Source organism: Streptomyces sp. NBC_01635, from assembly GCF_045209715.1.
In the GTDB taxonomy this organism is placed as follows: Bacteria; Actinomycetota; Actinomycetes; order Streptomycetales; family Streptomycetaceae; genus Streptomyces; species Streptomyces hirsutus.
Genome location: NZ_CP109277.1, coordinates 3,887,126 through 3,901,906, shown reverse-complemented (window position 1 = coordinate 3,901,906; position 14,781 = coordinate 3,887,126). Strand labels below are relative to the sequence as shown.

General features: G+C 71.1%; 16 protein-coding genes and 1 tRNA gene. 12 read left to right on the top strand and 5 right to left on the bottom strand.

From position 1 onward, the window contains the following. The first annotated feature begins 156 nt into the window (after positions 1 to 156). A complete protein-coding gene (locus tag OHB56_RS18090; protein ID WP_406354435.1) occupies positions 157 to 3,012 on the top strand; it encodes a penicillin acylase family protein in 2,856 nt (951 codons plus the stop codon). Positions 3,013 to 3,118: 106 nt separating this feature from the next. On the opposite strand, the gene OHB56_RS18085 is transcribed toward OHB56_RS18090, so the two are convergent. Further along, complete coding sequence (locus OHB56_RS18085) at positions 3,119 to 3,661, bottom strand: 5-formyltetrahydrofolate cyclo-ligase (RefSeq protein WP_055595175.1); 543 nt, start codon at positions 3,659 to 3,661, stop codon at positions 3,119 to 3,121. A gap of 167 nt (positions 3,662 to 3,828) precedes the next feature. Between OHB56_RS18085 and galU the strand changes: the two genes are divergently transcribed. The 7 genes from galU (at position 3,829) to OHB56_RS18050 (ending at position 9,610) form a co-directional block, all read left to right on the top strand. Beyond that, positions 3,829 to 4,740, top strand: coding sequence for a UTP--glucose-1-phosphate uridylyltransferase GalU (gene galU, locus OHB56_RS18080; protein ID WP_406354433.1), 912 nt, complete (start codon positions 3,829 to 3,831; stop codon positions 4,738 to 4,740). Continuing rightward, positions 4,737 to 6,059 (top strand): gephyrin-like molybdotransferase Glp, encoded by a 1,323-nt coding sequence (glp, locus tag OHB56_RS18075; protein ID WP_406354432.1) that lies wholly within the window; start codon positions 4,737 to 4,739, stop codon positions 6,057 to 6,059. The genes galU and glp overlap by 4 nt, the downstream gene beginning before the upstream one ends. Before the next feature lie 84 nt (positions 6,060 to 6,143). Beyond that, positions 6,144 to 6,707, top strand: a complete 564-nt coding sequence (moaC, locus tag OHB56_RS18070) for a cyclic pyranopterin monophosphate synthase MoaC (RefSeq protein WP_406354430.1) — start codon at positions 6,144 to 6,146, stop codon at positions 6,705 to 6,707. Then, complete coding sequence (locus OHB56_RS18065; protein ID WP_406354429.1) at positions 6,704 to 7,246, top strand: molybdenum cofactor biosynthesis protein B; 543 nt, start codon at positions 6,704 to 6,706, stop codon at positions 7,244 to 7,246. Before moaC ends, OHB56_RS18065 begins: the two co-directional genes overlap by 4 nt. Before the next feature lie 17 nt (positions 7,247 to 7,263). Continuing rightward, positions 7,264 to 7,914, top strand: a complete 651-nt coding sequence (locus tag OHB56_RS18060; protein WP_326753191.1) for a GNAT family protein — start codon at positions 7,264 to 7,266, stop codon at positions 7,912 to 7,914. 181 nt (positions 7,915 to 8,095) lie between these two features. After that, positions 8,096 to 9,454, top strand: coding sequence for a gephyrin-like molybdotransferase receptor GlpR (gene glpR / locus OHB56_RS18055; protein ID WP_406354427.1), 1,359 nt, complete (start codon positions 8,096 to 8,098; stop codon positions 9,452 to 9,454). An 82-nt stretch (positions 9,455 to 9,536) separates the two neighbouring features. After that, positions 9,537 to 9,610 (top strand) — tRNA-Ala (locus tag OHB56_RS18050). A 650-nt stretch (positions 9,611 to 10,260) separates the two neighbouring features. Here OHB56_RS18050 and OHB56_RS18045 read toward each other — a convergent pair. The 3 genes from OHB56_RS18045 to OHB56_RS18035 form a co-directional block, all read right to left on the bottom strand. Further along, positions 10,261 to 10,620, bottom strand: coding sequence for a hypothetical protein (locus OHB56_RS18045; protein WP_406354425.1), 360 nt, complete (start codon positions 10,618 to 10,620; stop codon positions 10,261 to 10,263). Further along, a complete protein-coding gene (locus OHB56_RS18040; RefSeq protein WP_326753188.1) occupies positions 10,617 to 11,096 on the bottom strand; it encodes a hypothetical protein in 480 nt (159 codons plus the stop codon). Before OHB56_RS18040 ends, OHB56_RS18045 begins: the two co-directional genes overlap by 4 nt. Before the next feature lie 265 nt (positions 11,097 to 11,361). Further along, entirely contained in the window at positions 11,362 to 11,622 is a 261-nt protein-coding gene (locus tag OHB56_RS18035; RefSeq protein WP_326753187.1) for a winged helix-turn-helix domain-containing protein, read from the bottom strand. Between the two features lie 183 nt (positions 11,623 to 11,805). Here OHB56_RS18035 and OHB56_RS18030 point away from each other — a divergent pair, with 183 nt between their 5' ends. Together OHB56_RS18030 and OHB56_RS18025 are read left to right on the top strand one after the other, a co-directional pair. Further along, positions 11,806 to 12,141 carry a hypothetical protein gene (locus OHB56_RS18030; protein ID WP_326753186.1) on the top strand — a complete coding sequence of 112 codons (336 nt, stop codon included), beginning with the start codon at positions 11,806 to 11,808 and terminating at the stop codon, positions 12,139 to 12,141. Next, positions 12,141 to 12,494: a hypothetical protein gene (locus OHB56_RS18025; RefSeq protein WP_326753185.1), complete on the top strand. Its 354-nt coding sequence runs from the start codon at positions 12,141 to 12,143 to the stop codon at positions 12,492 to 12,494. The genes OHB56_RS18030 and OHB56_RS18025 overlap by 1 nt, the downstream gene beginning before the upstream one ends. Positions 12,495 to 12,586: 92 nt before the next feature. Here the strand turns inward: OHB56_RS18025 and OHB56_RS18020 are convergent, their stop codons facing one another. Further along, a complete protein-coding gene (locus OHB56_RS18020; RefSeq protein WP_326753184.1) occupies positions 12,587 to 13,063 on the bottom strand; it encodes a GNAT family N-acetyltransferase in 477 nt (158 codons plus the stop codon). 79 nt (positions 13,064 to 13,142) lie between these two features. Between OHB56_RS18020 and OHB56_RS18015 the strand changes: the two genes are divergently transcribed. Together OHB56_RS18015 and OHB56_RS18010 are read left to right on the top strand one after the other, a co-directional pair. Further along, on the top strand, positions 13,143 to 13,952 hold the full coding sequence (locus OHB56_RS18015; RefSeq protein WP_406354422.1) for an exodeoxyribonuclease III: 810 nt from the start codon (positions 13,143 to 13,145) through the stop codon (positions 13,950 to 13,952). Between the two features lie 297 nt (positions 13,953 to 14,249). After that, complete coding sequence (locus OHB56_RS18010; RefSeq protein ID WP_326753182.1) at positions 14,250 to 14,726, top strand: carboxymuconolactone decarboxylase family protein; 477 nt, start codon at positions 14,250 to 14,252, stop codon at positions 14,724 to 14,726. Positions 14,727 to 14,781: the final 55 nt, after the last annotated feature.

Below are 14,781 nucleotides of genomic sequence, written 5' to 3'. Positions count from 1 at the left end.
TTTCTTGACGCGTACCCCTGGCATCATCGAACGTCCGTCCGTGCTGGTACCCGACTCCGCGTCAAGTGGCGGAGGGCTCTGCGCCTATCGTTGCTCCAGCGCTCACTTAAAAGCACAGCCCGCCCTGCCGCTCGCGTAAGGACAGCAAGGACAGCGATGCCCCCCAATACCACCGCCTCCACGGGTCAGCAGCCCGGCAAGTCCGGCAGGAAGAAGGGGCGCAAAGCCCGTCTGGTCGTGTTCGTCCTGGTGCTGGCACTGATCGGTGGTGTCGTCTACGGGGCGTACTGGTCGGTCGGCACCGTGCGCGCCTCCTTCCCGCAGACCAAGGGCTCGATCACCCTCGAAGGCCTGTCGGGCACCGTCGACGTCAAGCGCGACGGCTACGGAATCCCGCAGATCTACGCCTCCTCCGACGAGGACCTGTTCATGGCGCAGGGCTACGTCCAGGCGCAGGACCGGTTCTACGAGATGGACGTCCGCCGGCACATGACCTCCGGGCGCCTGTCGGAGATGTTCGGCGAGAGCCAGGTCGAGACCGACGAGTTCCTGCGCACCCTGGGCTGGGCCCGGGTCGCCAAGGAGGAGTACGAGAAGAAGCTCTCCCCGGCGACGAAGAAGTACCTCGACGCCTACGCCAAGGGCGTCAACGCCTACTTGGAGGGCAAGGACGGCGCCGACATCTCACTGGAGTACGCGGCACTGGGCTTCACCAACGACTACAAGCCCGGCGCGTGGACCCCGGTGGACTCCCTGGCCTGGCTGAAGGCGATGGCCTGGGACCTGCGCGGCAACATGCAGGACGAGATCGACCGCGCCCTGCTGACCAGCCGCCTCGGCCCGGAGCAGATCGCCGACCTGTACCCGGCGTACCCGTACAGCCGGAACAAGCCGGTGGTGCAGGAGGGCCAGCACAACGAGCTCACCGGCACCTACGAGCCGGGCGGCGGCGAGAGCGGCGGCGGTACGGGCGACGGCACCGGCACCGACCCGGGCACGGGCATCGACCCGGGCACCGGTACGGGCACGGTGGACCCCGGCACCGGCGTGGAGGGCGCGTCCGGAGCGGGCACCGCGGACGGAACCGCGGGCAGCACGGACGGCACCGGGAGCGGCCTGGAGGGCCAGCTGGCGGGTCTCCAGCAGGTCCTGCAGGACCTGCCGACCGCCGTCGGCGTCAACGGCGACGGCATCGGATCCAACTCCTGGGTCGTCTCCGGGGAGCACACCATCACCGGTGAGCCGCTGCTGGCCAACGACCCGCACCTGTCGCCCGCGTTGCCGTCCGTCTGGTACCAGATGGGCCTGCACTGCCGCAGTGTCTCCGCCACATGCCAGTACGACGTCTCCGGCTACACCTTCGCGGGCCTGCCCGGCGTGATAATCGGCCACAACGCGGACATCGCCTGGGGCCTGACCAACTCCGGGGTCGACGTCACCGACCTCTACCTGGAGAAGATCACCGGCGAGGGCTACCAGTACGGCGACAAGGTGGTGCCGTTCACGTCCCGCGAGGAGACCATCAAGGTCGCCGGCGGCGAGGCACGGAAGATCGTCGTCCGGGAGACCGGCAACGGCCCGCTGCTCTCCGACCGGTCCAAGGACCTGGTGCGGACCGGCAAGAAGGCCACCGTCGACTCCGCCGCACCCGACCGGGGCGACGGCTACGGCGTCTCCCTGCGCTGGACCGCGCTGGACGCCGGCCGCACCATGGACTCCGTCTTCGCGATCAACCGCGCGAAGGACTGGGACGGCTTCCGCGAGGCGGCCACCCTGTTCGAGGTGCCCTCGCAGAACCTCGTCTACGCGGACACCGAGGGCCACATCGGCTACACGCTGCCCGGCAGGATCCCCACCCGCGCGAAGGGCCACGACGGTTCCATCCCGGCGCCCGGCTGGAACCCCAAGTACAGGTGGACCGACTGGATCGAGCAGGACGAACTGCCCTACGAGTTCGACCCCGACCGCGGCTACATCGTCACCGCCAACCAGGCCGTGGTCGACCCCGACGCGTACCCGTACACCCTGACCACCGACTGGGGCTACGGCGCCCGCAGCCAGCGGATCAACGATCTGATCCAGTCGAAGATCAAGGACGACGGCAAGATCTCCACCGACGACATGCGGCAGATGCAGCTCGACAACAGCAGCGCCATAGCCAAGCTGCTCGTACCCGAACTGCTCAAGATCGACGTCAAGGACCCGGCCGTCCGCGAGGCGCAGAAGCTGCTGGAGGGCTGGGACTACACCCAGGACGCCGACTCGGCGGCGGCCGCCTACTTCAACTCCGTCTGGCGCAACACCCTCAAGCTCGCCTTCGGCCACAAGCTGCCCAAGGAGGTACGGGTCAAGGGCCAGTGCCTGTGGGTCGACCCGGTCGACCCGGTCGGTCCCGCCGAGGAGCGCGTCAAGGTCCGCGAGTGCGGTGTGCGCGACGCGGACCAGGCCCAGCCCGACGGCGGCGACCGCTGGTTCGAGGTGGTCCGCACGCTGATGGAGGACGAGGACAGCGGCTGGTGGACGACCCCGGAGTCCGGCACCCGCGAAGCCGCGGAGAACCGTGACGAGCTGTTCCGGCGCGCCATGGTCGACGCGCGGTGGGAGCTCACCGCCAAGCTCGGCAAGGACATCGACACCTGGAGCTGGGGCCGGCTGCACCGCCTGTTCCTGAAGAACCAGACCCTGGGCACCGCCGGCCCCGGTTTCGTGCAGTACGCCCTCAACCGCGGGCCCTGGAAGCTCGGCGGCGGCGAGGCCACGGTCAACGCGACCGGCTGGAACGCCGCCGGCGGCTACGGCGTGGTGTGGGTGCCGTCGATGCGCATGGTGGTCAACCTGGGCGATCTCGACAAGTCGCGGTGGATCAACCTCACCGGCGCCTCCGGCCACGCCTACAACGCCCACTACGTCGACCAGACGGACAAGTGGGCCGACGGCGAACTGCTCGAATGGGCCCACTCGGAGAAGGCGGTCGAGAAGAGCACCGAGGACACTCTGCTGCTCAAGCCGTGAGCGGGCGCTGAGCGAGCCGCTCATCCGACACGAAAGACACGAAAGACACGAAAGAGGGAAAGCGGCCTCCACGCACACGCGTGGAGGCCGCTTCCCGTAAGCCGGATCAGTCGAACCGCTGTACCCCCGAAGGCGTCACCACCGCGTGCACCGGACGGTCGTGGGGCTCCTCGGGAACCCGGTCGAGGACCTCCGTGTCGTACAGCAGCACCACCAGTGCCGGGTGCGCGCCCGCGCGTCCCAGCCGGTCCAGCACCCGGTCGTACGAGCCCCCGCCGCGCCCCAGCCGCATCCCGCGCGCGTCGACGGCCAGGCCCGGCAGCAGCACCACGTCCGCCCCGGTCACGGCGTCCGGCCCGAGGCGTTCCCCGGACGGCTCGAACAGCGTCATCCGCCCGCCGCCGTGCCGCACGCGTGCGAGGGACTCCTCGCCGGTGTACAGGCCCCAGTCCAGGTCGTTGTCGGGGAGCAGAGCCGGCAGCAGCACGCGTACGCCCCGGGCGCGCAGAGCGTCGAGGAGCGCGGGCGTGCCGGGTTCACTCCCCACGGAGACGTACGCGGCCACCGTGCGCGCGTGCGCCAGTTCGGGCAGCCCGAGCGCACGATCGGCCAGCGCGGTCGCGGACTCCCGTACGTCGTCCGCCGTCAACCTGCCCCTTGCCAGGAGGATTTCCCGTCGCAATGCGCGCTTGGCATGATCGTCCGCACGTTCGTTCTGTCTCAACTCTGTCCCCGTACCGTTCTAATATGCTCATATGAGCGTTAAGTGTGCGGAACCCCAGATTCCCTGCGAAGGCAGCGGATATGGTGGCGGGCATGATTCAGTCGCACTCTCGGATCAGCAAGGCTGTCATCCCCGCAGCGGGCCTCGGTACCCGGTTCCTGCCGGCCACCAAGGCCACTCCCAAAGAGATGCTGCCGGTCGTCGACAAGCCGGCGATCCAGTACGTGGTCGAAGAGGCCGCCGCCGCAGGTCTCGACGACGTTCTCATGGTGACGGGCCGCAACAAACGCCCCCTGGAGGACCATTTCGACCGCAATTACGAACTTGAATCCGCCCTCAACAGGAAGGGCGACGCCGCCCGCCTCGCCAAGGTCCAGGAATCCAGCGACCTCGCGACGATGCACTATGTCCGCCAGGGCGACCCCAAGGGCCTCGGACACGCCGTCCTGTGCGCCGCCCCGCACGTCGGCGACGAGCCCTTCGCCGTCCTGCTCGGTGACGACCTGATCGACCCCCGCGACCCCCTGCTCCAGCGCATGATCGAGGTCCAGGAGCAGCACGGCGGCAGCGTCGTCGCACTCATGGAGGTCGCCCCGGAGCAGATCCACCTCTACGGGTCCGCCGCCGTCGAGACCACCACGGACTCCGACGTCGTCCGGGTCAGCGGCCTCGTCGAGAAGCCCGACCCCGCAGACGCCCCCTCCAACTACGCCATCATCGGCCGCTACGTCCTCGACCCGGCCGTCTTCGGCATACTGCGCAAGACCGAGCCGGGCCGCGGCGGCGAGATCCAGCTCACCGACGCCCTCCAGCAGCTCGCGGCCGACGAGAAGATCGGCGGCCCGGTGCACGGCGTGGTCTTCAAGGGCCGCCGCTATGACACCGGCGACCGAGGCGACTACCTGCGTGCCATCGTCCGACTCGCGTGCGAACGTGATGACCTGGGTCCGGACTTCCGGACCTGGCTCCGCCGTTACGTCACCGAGGAGATGCAGCAGCCTTGAGCACCGCCGCGCCCCGCACCGCAGGCCCGGACCACCTCTGGTCGGTGGACGAGCACCTGGACGACATCCTCGCCACCGTCCGCCCCCTGGAACCCATCGAGCTGCAGCTCCTCGACGCCCAGGGCTGCGTCCTGGTCGAGGACGTCATGGTGCCGGTGTCACTGCCGCCGTTCGACAACAGCTCCATGGACGGGTACGCGGTACGGGTCGCGGATGTCGCGGGCGCGAGCGAGCAGTACCCGGCGGCCCTCGAAGTCGTCGGTGACCTCGCGGCCGGCCAGGCCGACCTGCTCCAGGTCGGCCCCGGCCAGGCCGTACGCATCATGACCGGCGCCCCGCTCCCGCCCGGCGCCGAGACCGTCGTCCCCGTCGAGTGGACCGACGGCGGGCTCGGCGAGGGCCCGGTCACCGGGATGCGGGCCCGCAGTCTGGCCCCCGAGGGCGCCACCGGGCAGGTGCTCGTGTACCGCCCGGCCGAGGCACGCGCGCACGTGCGCGCCCGGGGCAGCGACGTACGGGCCGGCGACCGAGCCCTGGAGGCCGGCACGGTCCTCGGCCCGCCCCAGATCTCCCTCCTGGCCGCGGTCGGCCGCGGCACCGTACGGGTGCACCCGCGCCCGCGCGTGGTCGTGCTCTCCACCGGCAGCGAACTCGTCCAGCCCGACGAGAAGCTGAGCGCCGGTCAGATCTACGACTCCAACAGCTTCTCCCTCACCGCCTGTGCCCGCGACGCCGGCGCCATCGCCTACCGCGTGGGCGCCGTCGCCGACGACGCCGACACCCTGCGCGACACCATCGAGGACCAGCTGGTGCGTGCCGACCTGGTGGTCACCACCGGCGGCGTCAGCGTCGGGGCGTACGACGTCGTCAGGGAGGCGCTGTCGTCCGTCGGCGACGAGGACGAGCCGGGCGGCGGCATCGACTTCCGCAAGCTCGCCATGCAGCCCGGCAAACCGCAGGGCTTCGGCTCCATCGGCCCCGACCACACCCCGCTGCTGGCCCTCCCCGGCAACCCGGTCTCCTCGTACGTCTCCTTCGAGCTGTTCGCCCGCCCCGCCATCCGTACCCTGATGGGCCTCGCGGACGTCCACCGGCCGAGAACCCGCGCCACCCTCACCGCGGGCGGGGCGCTGAGCTCGCCGAAGGGCCGCCGCCAGTTCCTGCGCGGCCGGTACGCCGACGGCGAGGTGACCACGGTCGGCGGCGCCGGATCCCACCTGGTGGCCGCCCTCGCCCAGGCGAACGCGCTGATCGTCGTCCCCGAGGACGTCGAGTCGGTCGCCCCCGGCGCCGACGTCGAGGTGATCCTGCTCGGCTGACCCGCGCGGGTTGGCGGTACCGTGTCGCGCACAGCAGGCCCGTGCGCCGCACCGCGGCGGGCCCGGACCGGGAGCGCCACACTCATGACCGTGCCTTCCCGGGGGGACACCCCCGGACCTCCAGCGCAGGACGACCGTACGCAGGACGAACCCCAGGGCCGTACGCGGGACCGTGCGCCGGACCACCTGACGCATCTCGACGAGGCGGGCGCCGCCCGCATGGTCGACGTCTCCGGCAAGGACGTGACCGCGCGCACCGCCCGCGCCACCGGCCGCGTCCTGGTCTCGTCCCGTGTGGTCGAACTGCTGCGCGGCGAGGGGGTCCCCAAGGGGGACGCCCTGGCCACCGCGCGGATCGCGGGCATCATGGGCGCCAAACGCACCCCCGACCTGATCCCGCTGTGCCACCCTCTCGCCCTCTCCGGTGTGACACTGGACCTGTCGGTCGCGGACGACGCCGTGGAGATCACGGCCACCGTGCGGACGACGGACCGTACGGGCGTCGAGATGGAGGCGCTCACCGCGGTCTCGGTCGCCGCGCTCACCGTGATCGACATGGTGAAGGCGGTCGACAAGAAAGCGGTCGTCACGGACGTGCGGGTCGAGGAGAAGACGGGCGGCAAGTCGGGCGACTGGAGCAGGGCATGACACTCGACGCATCCGCGGGCGACGCACCGCTCGCGCCGTACCGCGCCCTGGTGGTCACCGCCTCCAACCGGGCCGCCGCCGGCGTCTACCAGGACACGGGCGGCCCGCTGATCGCCGAGGGCCTGCGGCGCTTCGGCTTCGCCGTCGACGGCCCCGAGGTGGTTCCGGACGGGGACCCGGTGGAGGTCGCGCTGCGCGCGGGTACGGAGGCCGGGTACGACGTCATCGTGACCACCGGTGGCACCGGCATCTCGCCCACCGACCGCACCCCCGAGGCGACCCGCGCGGTGATCGGCCACGAGGTGCCCGGCATCGCGGAGGCCATCCGGGCGTACGGCCGGGACAAGGTGCCGACGGCCGCCCTCTCCCGGGGCATCGCGGGAGTCGCGGGCGGCGGGACCCTGATCGTCAACCTCCCGGGGTCCAGGGGCGGGGTGAAGGACGGTCTGGCCGTCCTGGAACCGCTGCTGAGGCACGCGGTCGACCAGCTGCGCGGTGGTGACCACCCCGGGCCGGGGGCCGGCGGGGGTGCGAGCTGAACGGCTCGGCCTGGCCCGTGGAGCTGGCGGTCGGCGACGTCGTCCTCCGGCCCATAAAGATGCGCGACCAGCGGGTCTGGCGCGAGGTCAACCGCCGCAACCGTGACTGGCTGCGGCCCTGGGAGGCGACCATCCCGCCGCCCACCCCCGCCGGTCCGGTCGTGCACCGGCCGACCTACCGCCAGATGGTCCGTCATCTGAGGGCCGAGGCGCACGCGGGCCGGATGCTGCCGTTCGTCATCGAGTACCAGGGGCGTCTGGTCGGCCAGCTGACGGTCGCCGGGATCACCTGGGGTTCGATGTGCTCGGGTCACGTCGGTTACTGGGTGGACGAGGCGGTGGCCGGCCGCGGAGTGATGCCGACAGCCGTGGCGATGGCCGTGGACCACTGTTTCCGTACGGTCGGGCTGCACCGCGTGGAGGTGTGCATTCGCCCCGAGAACGGGCCCAGTCGGCGGGTCGTGGAGAAACTCGGATTCCGCGCGGAGGGGATGCGCCCGCGTTATCTGCACATCGACGGAGCCTGGCGCGACCATCTCGTCTTCGCGCTCACGGCCGAGGAGGTGCCCGAGGGGTTGCTCGTCCGCTGGCAGCGGGAACGCTCCCGGCGTGAGCGGCCGGAGGGTGAGCGGCGTAATCCAGGAATCCCGCACAGCCCCGGTAATTGAATAAACGTTCGAATTTGATCGCCTGATGACCGCCCGAAGCCTGTGAAGGCAGGGAATTTCACGTCTCGAGTGGTCTGCTGATCACATCGATCCAAAAAAAGTTCGAGATATCAGCCGGATCGTGCGACACACCGGCTCAATTGGCGGATGGCCTCACCTAAACCCCTCTACCGTGTGAGGCGTGAGCAGCAGCGGCCTCATCTACGCAGTCATTGTCGGGGCCTGGGCCGCCTACTTGGTGCCGATGTGGCTCCGTAGGCAGGACGAGTTGAACGAAGCCCGTCCGACGGAACGCTTCAGCACCGCCATCCGATTGTTGTCCGGACGGGCGGGAATGGAGCGCCGGTACGCCAAGGACCTGCGGGCGCGCTCCGCCGACGAGGAGGAGCAGAGCGCCCACGACCCGGACGCGGTCACCGATTCGGTGGACGTCCGGGCCTTCGCCGTGTCCCAGACCCGTCCGCAGGTACAGGCGCCCGTACCGGAGCAGCCCGCCCAGCGGCCGGACCTCCAGCGGCCGGACCGGCGCGGCCCCGAATTCGGCCCCGACCCGGAGCCCGGCCCCGACCCGGAGTCCGGCCCCGGCACCGAATCCGGCTCCGCGCGCGAGCGCGTCCCGTCCGCCCGCCGCGAACGGGACCCCCGACGGGTGCAGCCCGCCGGACCGCCCCGGCCCACCGCCCAGCAGTCCCGGGCGGCGCAGGCCTCCGCGGCGCGCGCCCGGCGCTCGAAGGTGCTCGCGCGTCGTCGGCGCACCACCACCCTGCTCTTCGTCGCCTTCACACTCGGCGCGGTCGTCGCGGCGATCGGCGGCCTCACGTTCCTGTGGGCGCCCGGAGTGCCGGCCGTCCTGCTGAGCATCTACATCGCGTACCTGCGCACCCAGGAGCACCGCCGGTTCGCGTACCAGATGGACCGCCGCCAGGCGGAGGTCGCGGCGCAGCGGCTGCGCGAGCGCCAGCCGCGCCGCCGCGCGGCCATCGACGACGTGGACACCGGCGAACCGGAGGGACCCGGACAGGGCTTCGAGCCGGCCGCCGGACCGGAGCAGGAGACCGACCCCGGCCTCCTGGCGCTCGCCGCCGACCGGCGGGCGCTCGTGGAGCAGACCGACCATGCCGAGTGGGTCGACCAGCAGCGCGAGCGTCAGCGGCGCCCCGGCCAGGGCGGCGACAGCTGGGACCCGGTCCCGGTCCCGCTGCCCACGTACGTGACCGCCCCGGTCGCCCCGCGCGCCACCAGCGACGTGGACCTCGGCGCTCCGGACACCTGGAGCTCGGCCCGCTCGAGCTCCATGGCCCCGGGCCCGGAGGAGGCCGCCGCGTCCGACGACGCCGAACCCCACGACGCGGGCGCGGAGAGCGACCACGACGACCACCCGGACGGCGACGGCCGCACCGACGCCGTCCCCCACGCTCGAAGGCGTTCGCGCGGGGGGACCCCCACGGCGGCCTCGGCCCGCCGGGCGCGCGAGCGCGGCCGTACCCCGCTGTTCGACCAGTACGAGGACGGCGACCGGCCGCGCGCGGCCAACGAGTGAACCTGGGAACCCCAGGTGACCGCCGACCCGCAACGGATTTCCGAGCACCCCGATCAGGATGCTAAGGTTTCACTCGTTGCAAGGGCCTGTGGCGCAGTCTGGTAGCGCACCTCGTTCGCATCGAGGGGGTCTGGGGTTCAAATCCCCACAGGTCCACAACATGACTGTTCTTGAGTTGGCTCAGGAGCGGTTGGCGAGATCCCGACCGATCTTCATGATCGGTCGGGATCTTCGTCGTTTTCCCCCTCCCCGTCGCTTTCCGCCGCGAGGTGCTCCGCCGCGCCGAGCGGACAGGGCATCCGCCGGACCTTCAGCGCACCGTAGGGGCCCAGGGAACGGCGGCTCGGCTCAAGTTCAGAGCTGACCGCAGACACCACAGTCCGCCGAATTCCAGTCGCTCGATGCTCCGCAGCAAACGGTATCCGGTGCCGCGTGAGACAGAGTCCGACGGTTGAGACGTGCTGTGAGGGTCATACCGCCGGCCGCAGAACCCATCGCGGAAGCGCGACAGACGCCGCCAATCATCTGGGCGCGAACCCCGGGATGTCTTCCGATGGTCCCTGACGTTGGTTCAGCTCGTCCACGTGCACGGCCTGCGCGTCCCGTGCCTGGAGATCCAGCCTCACCGAGCCCCATGGCTCAGGCGCGGGATGCCCCTGCGGAGCGGCGCTTTCCGGTGGTGAGAAAGATCAACAATGTGTCACCGGCTCCCTGCACCGGCCACGTTGAACGACCGAACGACCAAGGGCGGAACGGGGCGGTCGATGCGCGCCGTCCCGTTCCGCCGCCCACCAGGCTGTGTTGGCTCAGCGTCGGTCGGTGGCTCGCGGGTGCCCGGTGCCCGCGAAGGTGATCCAGCAGGTGTCGCGGGCTGTGTCCAGGAGGTACCAGACGCGGCCGCCGCCGGTCACTTCGATCTGCCATTGCTCGCAGGTCTGCCCGCGGTGGGTTCCGTGCGCCAGACCGCCCTTGAGGCGGTGGTGCCGGGGTGTCTCAGTGGCCGGTCTGGGCGCGGTGCGCATGGTGATCCAGGTGCGGTAGGTGTTCTCGCGGGCCTGCTGGGCGAGGCTCCCCCAGCCCTTGGCCGAGGCCGCGTCGGCGAAGCGGACCTCCCAGTGGCCGTCGGGTGCCGGGGGCGCGGCGCGGCCGCCGCGACCTGCGCTCATGCGGCGCCCCGCGGGTCCGGTACCGGGCCGTGGTCTTCGCCGTGATCCTGGGTCAGCGCGGCCAGCAGTTCGGGGTCGGAGTAGACCTCGGCGGTGTGCTGCCAGGCGATGAGCAACTGGGCGACGGACGCGCTGTTGCCGAGCGAGTCGGCGGCGCGCATGGTGTCGACCAGTTCGACGGCGAAGGCGTGGAGATCGGGCTCGGGCAGGAAACGGACCCATGGGAATGCGTCCGGCAGTATGTCGAGGAGCAGTTCCATGCTGCCGGGCTCCCGGCGCGCCATCGCGGCCAGCATCCGGGTGGCTGCCGACACCACGGTCTGGTCCTGCTCGGCCCGCGCCGCGGTGGTGAGGACCAGATCCTCGCCGTCTCTGCGGTGCAGGAGCAGTCTCGGCGATTCCTGGAGCCGGGCAAGCGTCTGCTTGTTCTTGTTCACCAGCTCGGAGAAGTTCACGGCGGCGCTCTCGGTACCCATGACTTTGAAACTACTTCGAAACTCACCCCGGCACCATCACCCGCAAGAGGGGCACAGGGCGGCGGACCGGACGAGGCGTGGGCGACTCCCGGGTGCTGCGGCCGGTGTCGGGCACGGCGACGGTGTGGTTGGTCGGCCGCGCCGACGACCCCGAGGGCACCTTCGCCCCACGCATCCTGAGATTCGGCTGAGAAACCGCCGTCGTCGGGCGGGGTGATCAAGCCGAGGCCGCCGAGCGGCGACACGGCGAAACAGGACGGGACCGTCAGTCGGCGGTCCCGTCCTCGTTCCCGGCTGTGCCGGGTTGCCCGATGACGTACGTCCCCTTTGCGGGCAGCGTCGCGACGAGGCCCCGTTTCCGCAGTTCGACGATCGCGCGCCGCACGGTGCCGATGCTTACGCCATACAGGTCTGTCATGGCTCGCTCGCCGGGCAGCGCCGCTCCCTGCGGCAACTTGCCGGATGAGATGTCGGCAGCGATGGCATCCGCGAGCTTTACGTACTCGTAGCGCGGGAGATCAGTCATCCCACCACGGTGATGCACCCTCGCGCACCTTGCAGGGGCAGAACGCGTCCCACCGCGTCGGGGCGCGGTGGGACGAAGGGAGGTGCAGGGGGACGCGGTTGCGGGTATGGTCGGAAACGACAAAACCCCGGCGAGGTGGCTAGACCTCCCGGGGCGCGGCCAACGCTTACAAGGAGCGTCAACATGCCCAACCTTATCCACCGCATCACCCACCGGCTGAGCCTTCTCTTCGGCCCCGGCACCGGGACCCGCCGCGCAGGCGCCTCCCGCCACCGCGCCCAGCGCCCCACGCACCTCACCGCCCCCGCACCCCGCCTCCCTCTCCTCCGCTCCCCGTACTGCCGGCACTTTCCCCTCGACGGCACCGCCTCCCGCCTCGTCCGTCCCTACCTCACCGCCCACGAGCAGGAGCGGGCGCTTAGGTGGCACCGTCGCCGGGTCGTCGTACTCGCCGCCGGCTTCGGTGCCGACCTCGACCTCGGCCAGTACGCCGTCGGCGCGCGGAAGGCGGCCGCGTGATGAACTCGCTCACCGCGCTCCGGCTGCTGCCCTGGCTGTCGGCGGAAGGCAAGCCCTGCTTCCTCGTCCCCGGTGAGGAGGGAGGGATCGTGTCCCGGCTCGCCGACGAGAAGGAGGCCCGGCAGCTCGCGGACGGGTTGGACGTTCTCCGCTCCGCCCGCCGGGTGCTGGACGACCCCCTGACCCCGAACGTCGAGGTCCGCTACGCGGCGCTCCGCCTGACCGAGTGCCTGGCCGATGTCCTGAGGGTGGCTGAGTCCCGCGGCCGACGCCTCCTCTCCACGGCGGAAGACGGCGCTGGTGACCTGGACGCGGAGTCCGATTCCGTGTCCGTTCCGGAGGCCGGTCCCTGACCGGCGCCCCCACCGTTTCGTCGGCGCCCCCGCCCCGCTGAGCCGGCAGGGCGGTTCATTTCCGTTCCGGCCGGCTTCTCCGGGTGGGGGGTCTACAGGGCCTTCGCGTAGCAGCGGCTGTTGTCGTGGAAGCGGTAGTAGCCGAACTTCTCGCAGGGCTCGTAGCCGCTGGAGGCGTACAGGGCGATGGCTTCCGGCTGCTCGGTGCCGGTTTCCAGGACCATGCGCAGGCGGCCGGCCGCGCGGGCGTCGTCCTCCAGGGCGGCCAGGATGCGGCGGGCCAGGCCTCGACCGCGCATCTGCTCGATCACGTACATCCGCTTCAGTTCCGCGTCCCCGTCGCGGTTGCCCTCGCCGTTGGCGTTCTGGACGCGCCAGCCGCCGGAGGCGACGGGGGTGTCGTTCTCGTCGTAGGCGATCAGGTAGACGCCGTTCGGCGGCCGGAAGTCGGCGGGGTCCATGGGGGTGGCGTCGCCGCCGTCGCCGTAGCGGACGTCGTACTCGGCCTGGACCTCGTCGTTCAGCTTGACGGCGTCGGGGTGGTCGTAGGAGACGCGTCGGATATTCATGCGCAGTAAGGTATATCAATCCGGGAGGGGTGGAGGATCCGTTTTCGGACCCCGTCCAGTGTGCCGGTATCGTGCCCTGATGCTCACTGTGACCTCCGTCAACGTCAACGGACTGCGCGCCGCCGCCAAGAAGGGCTTCGTGGAGTGGCTCGGCCTGACCTCCGCCGATGCGGTGTGCCTGCAGGAGGTGCGCGCGGAGCCGCAGCAGCTGCCCGCGTCCGTCCGGGAGCCCGAGGGATGGCATGTGGTGCACGCGCCCGCCGCCGCCAAGGGGCGCGCGGGTGTCTCCCTCTACACGCGGCGTGAACCCGATCGCGTCCAGGTCGGGTTCGGGTCGGCCGAGTTCGACGGCAGCGGGCGGTACGTGGAGGCGGACCTGCCCGGGGTCACCGTCGCGTCCCTGTACCTGCCCTCCGGCGAGGTCGGTACCGAGCGGCAGGACGAGAAGATCCGCTTCATGGGGGAGTTTCTCGTCTATCTGAAGGGCCTGCGGGAGCGGGCCGCCGCCGACGGCCGCGAGGTCGTGGTGTGCGGGGACTGGAACATCGCGCACGAGCAGGCCGACCTGAAGAACTGGCGCGGCAACACCAAGAACTCCGGGTTCCTCCCCGAGGAGCGGGAATGGCTGGGGCGGGTCCTCGACCCGGCCGACGGCGGGTACGTGGACGTCGTACGGGCGCTGCATCCGGATGTCGAGGGGCCCTACTCGTGGTGGTCGTACCGGGGGCGGGCCTTCGACAACGACGCGGGCTGGCGGATCGACTACCACATGGCGTCCCCCGGGCTGGCCGCCCGCGCGGTCAAGGGGTACGTGGAACGCGCGGCCACGCACGCCGAGCGCTGGTCGGACCACGCGCCGGTGACGGTGGTCTTTGGGCCCCGGGACTGACGTGCTCGCGGACCGAGGGGGGTGCGTCCTCACCGGCCGACGGCGGCGCGGAGCCGGCGCGCGTCCTGCACGAGCGCGTACGGGACGCTGAGGAGGACCGCGGCTCCCGCTGCGAACCGCTCGTCCAGGACCGCCCGGGTCGGCGCGAGTGATCCGTACGGACCGGTGCCGGAATGCCGGGGAAGCCATGTGGGAGCCGCCGCCGGTACGCGCGGTCGGCTCCGGCCGGATTGACCCGCGATCCGGACGCCGGAATGAACTCCGGCCGGGGGCCTCCACCGCCATAGCGTGGCGGGCATGACGCATGCGCACACCGCCACCGACAGCGTCCGCATCGACTTTGCCCAGGCGGCGCCGAAGGCTTTCAAAGCGCTCATCTCCTTCGACGCGGCGGCCCGCGAGGGCTTGGATCCCGCGCTCGTCGAACTGGTCCAGATCCGGTGCTCGCAGCTCAACGGCTGCGCGTACTGCCTGCACATGCACACCTCCGAGGCCCGTAGGGCGGGGGAGAGCGAGGAGCGGCTGCACATGATCTCCGTATGGCGGGGGGCGAGGGACTTCTTCGCGGAGCATGAGCGGGCGGCACTCGGACTCGCCGAAGCGGTCACCCTCGTCTCCGACGGAGGAGTGCCCGACGCCGTCTACCGGCGCGCGGCCGCCCACTTCACCGCCGACGAACTGGCCCACCTGCTCGCGCTGATCAGCGTCATCAACACCTGGAACCGCATCGCCCTGAGCACGGCCAAGGCGCCGGGCACCCTCCTGGCCGGCTGACCGGAGTCACCGCCCCGACAGGTGGCCACCCGCTCCCGGGAAGACGGGACACGAG

Bases quoted from the DNA above. Each gene is read 5' to 3' on its own strand.
- OHB56_RS18010 (WP_326753182.1), top strand. From the start codon at position 14,250: ATGACGCATGCGCACACCGCCACCGACAGCGTCCGCATCGACTTTGCC.
- OHB56_RS18065 (WP_406354429.1), top strand. From the start codon at position 6,704: ATGACACTCGACGCATCCGCGGGCGACGCACCGCTCGCGCCGTACCGC.
- OHB56_RS18020 (WP_326753184.1), bottom strand. From the start codon at position 13,063: ATGAATATCCGACGCGTCTCCTACGACCACCCCGACGCCGTCAAGCTG.
- OHB56_RS18040 (WP_326753188.1), bottom strand. From the start codon at position 11,096: ATGGGTACCGAGAGCGCCGCCGTGAACTTCTCCGAGCTGGTGAACAAG.
- galU (WP_406354433.1), top strand. From the start codon at position 3,829: ATGATTCAGTCGCACTCTCGGATCAGCAAGGCTGTCATCCCCGCAGCG.
- OHB56_RS18045 (WP_406354425.1), bottom strand. From the start codon at position 10,620: ATGAGCGCAGGTCGCGGCGGCCGCGCCGCGCCCCCGGCACCCGACGGC.
- moaC (WP_406354430.1), top strand. From the start codon at position 6,144: ATGACCGTGCCTTCCCGGGGGGACACCCCCGGACCTCCAGCGCAGGAC.
- OHB56_RS18030 (WP_326753186.1), top strand. From the start codon at position 11,806: ATGCCCAACCTTATCCACCGCATCACCCACCGGCTGAGCCTTCTCTTC.
- OHB56_RS18035 (WP_326753187.1), bottom strand. From the start codon at position 11,622: ATGACTGATCTCCCGCGCTACGAGTACGTAAAGCTCGCGGATGCCATC.
- OHB56_RS18025 (WP_326753185.1), top strand. From the start codon at position 12,141: ATGAACTCGCTCACCGCGCTCCGGCTGCTGCCCTGGCTGTCGGCGGAA.
- OHB56_RS18090 (WP_406354435.1), top strand. From the start codon at position 157: ATGCCCCCCAATACCACCGCCTCCACGGGTCAGCAGCCCGGCAAGTCC.
- OHB56_RS18015 (WP_406354422.1), top strand. From the start codon at position 13,143: ATGCTCACTGTGACCTCCGTCAACGTCAACGGACTGCGCGCCGCCGCC.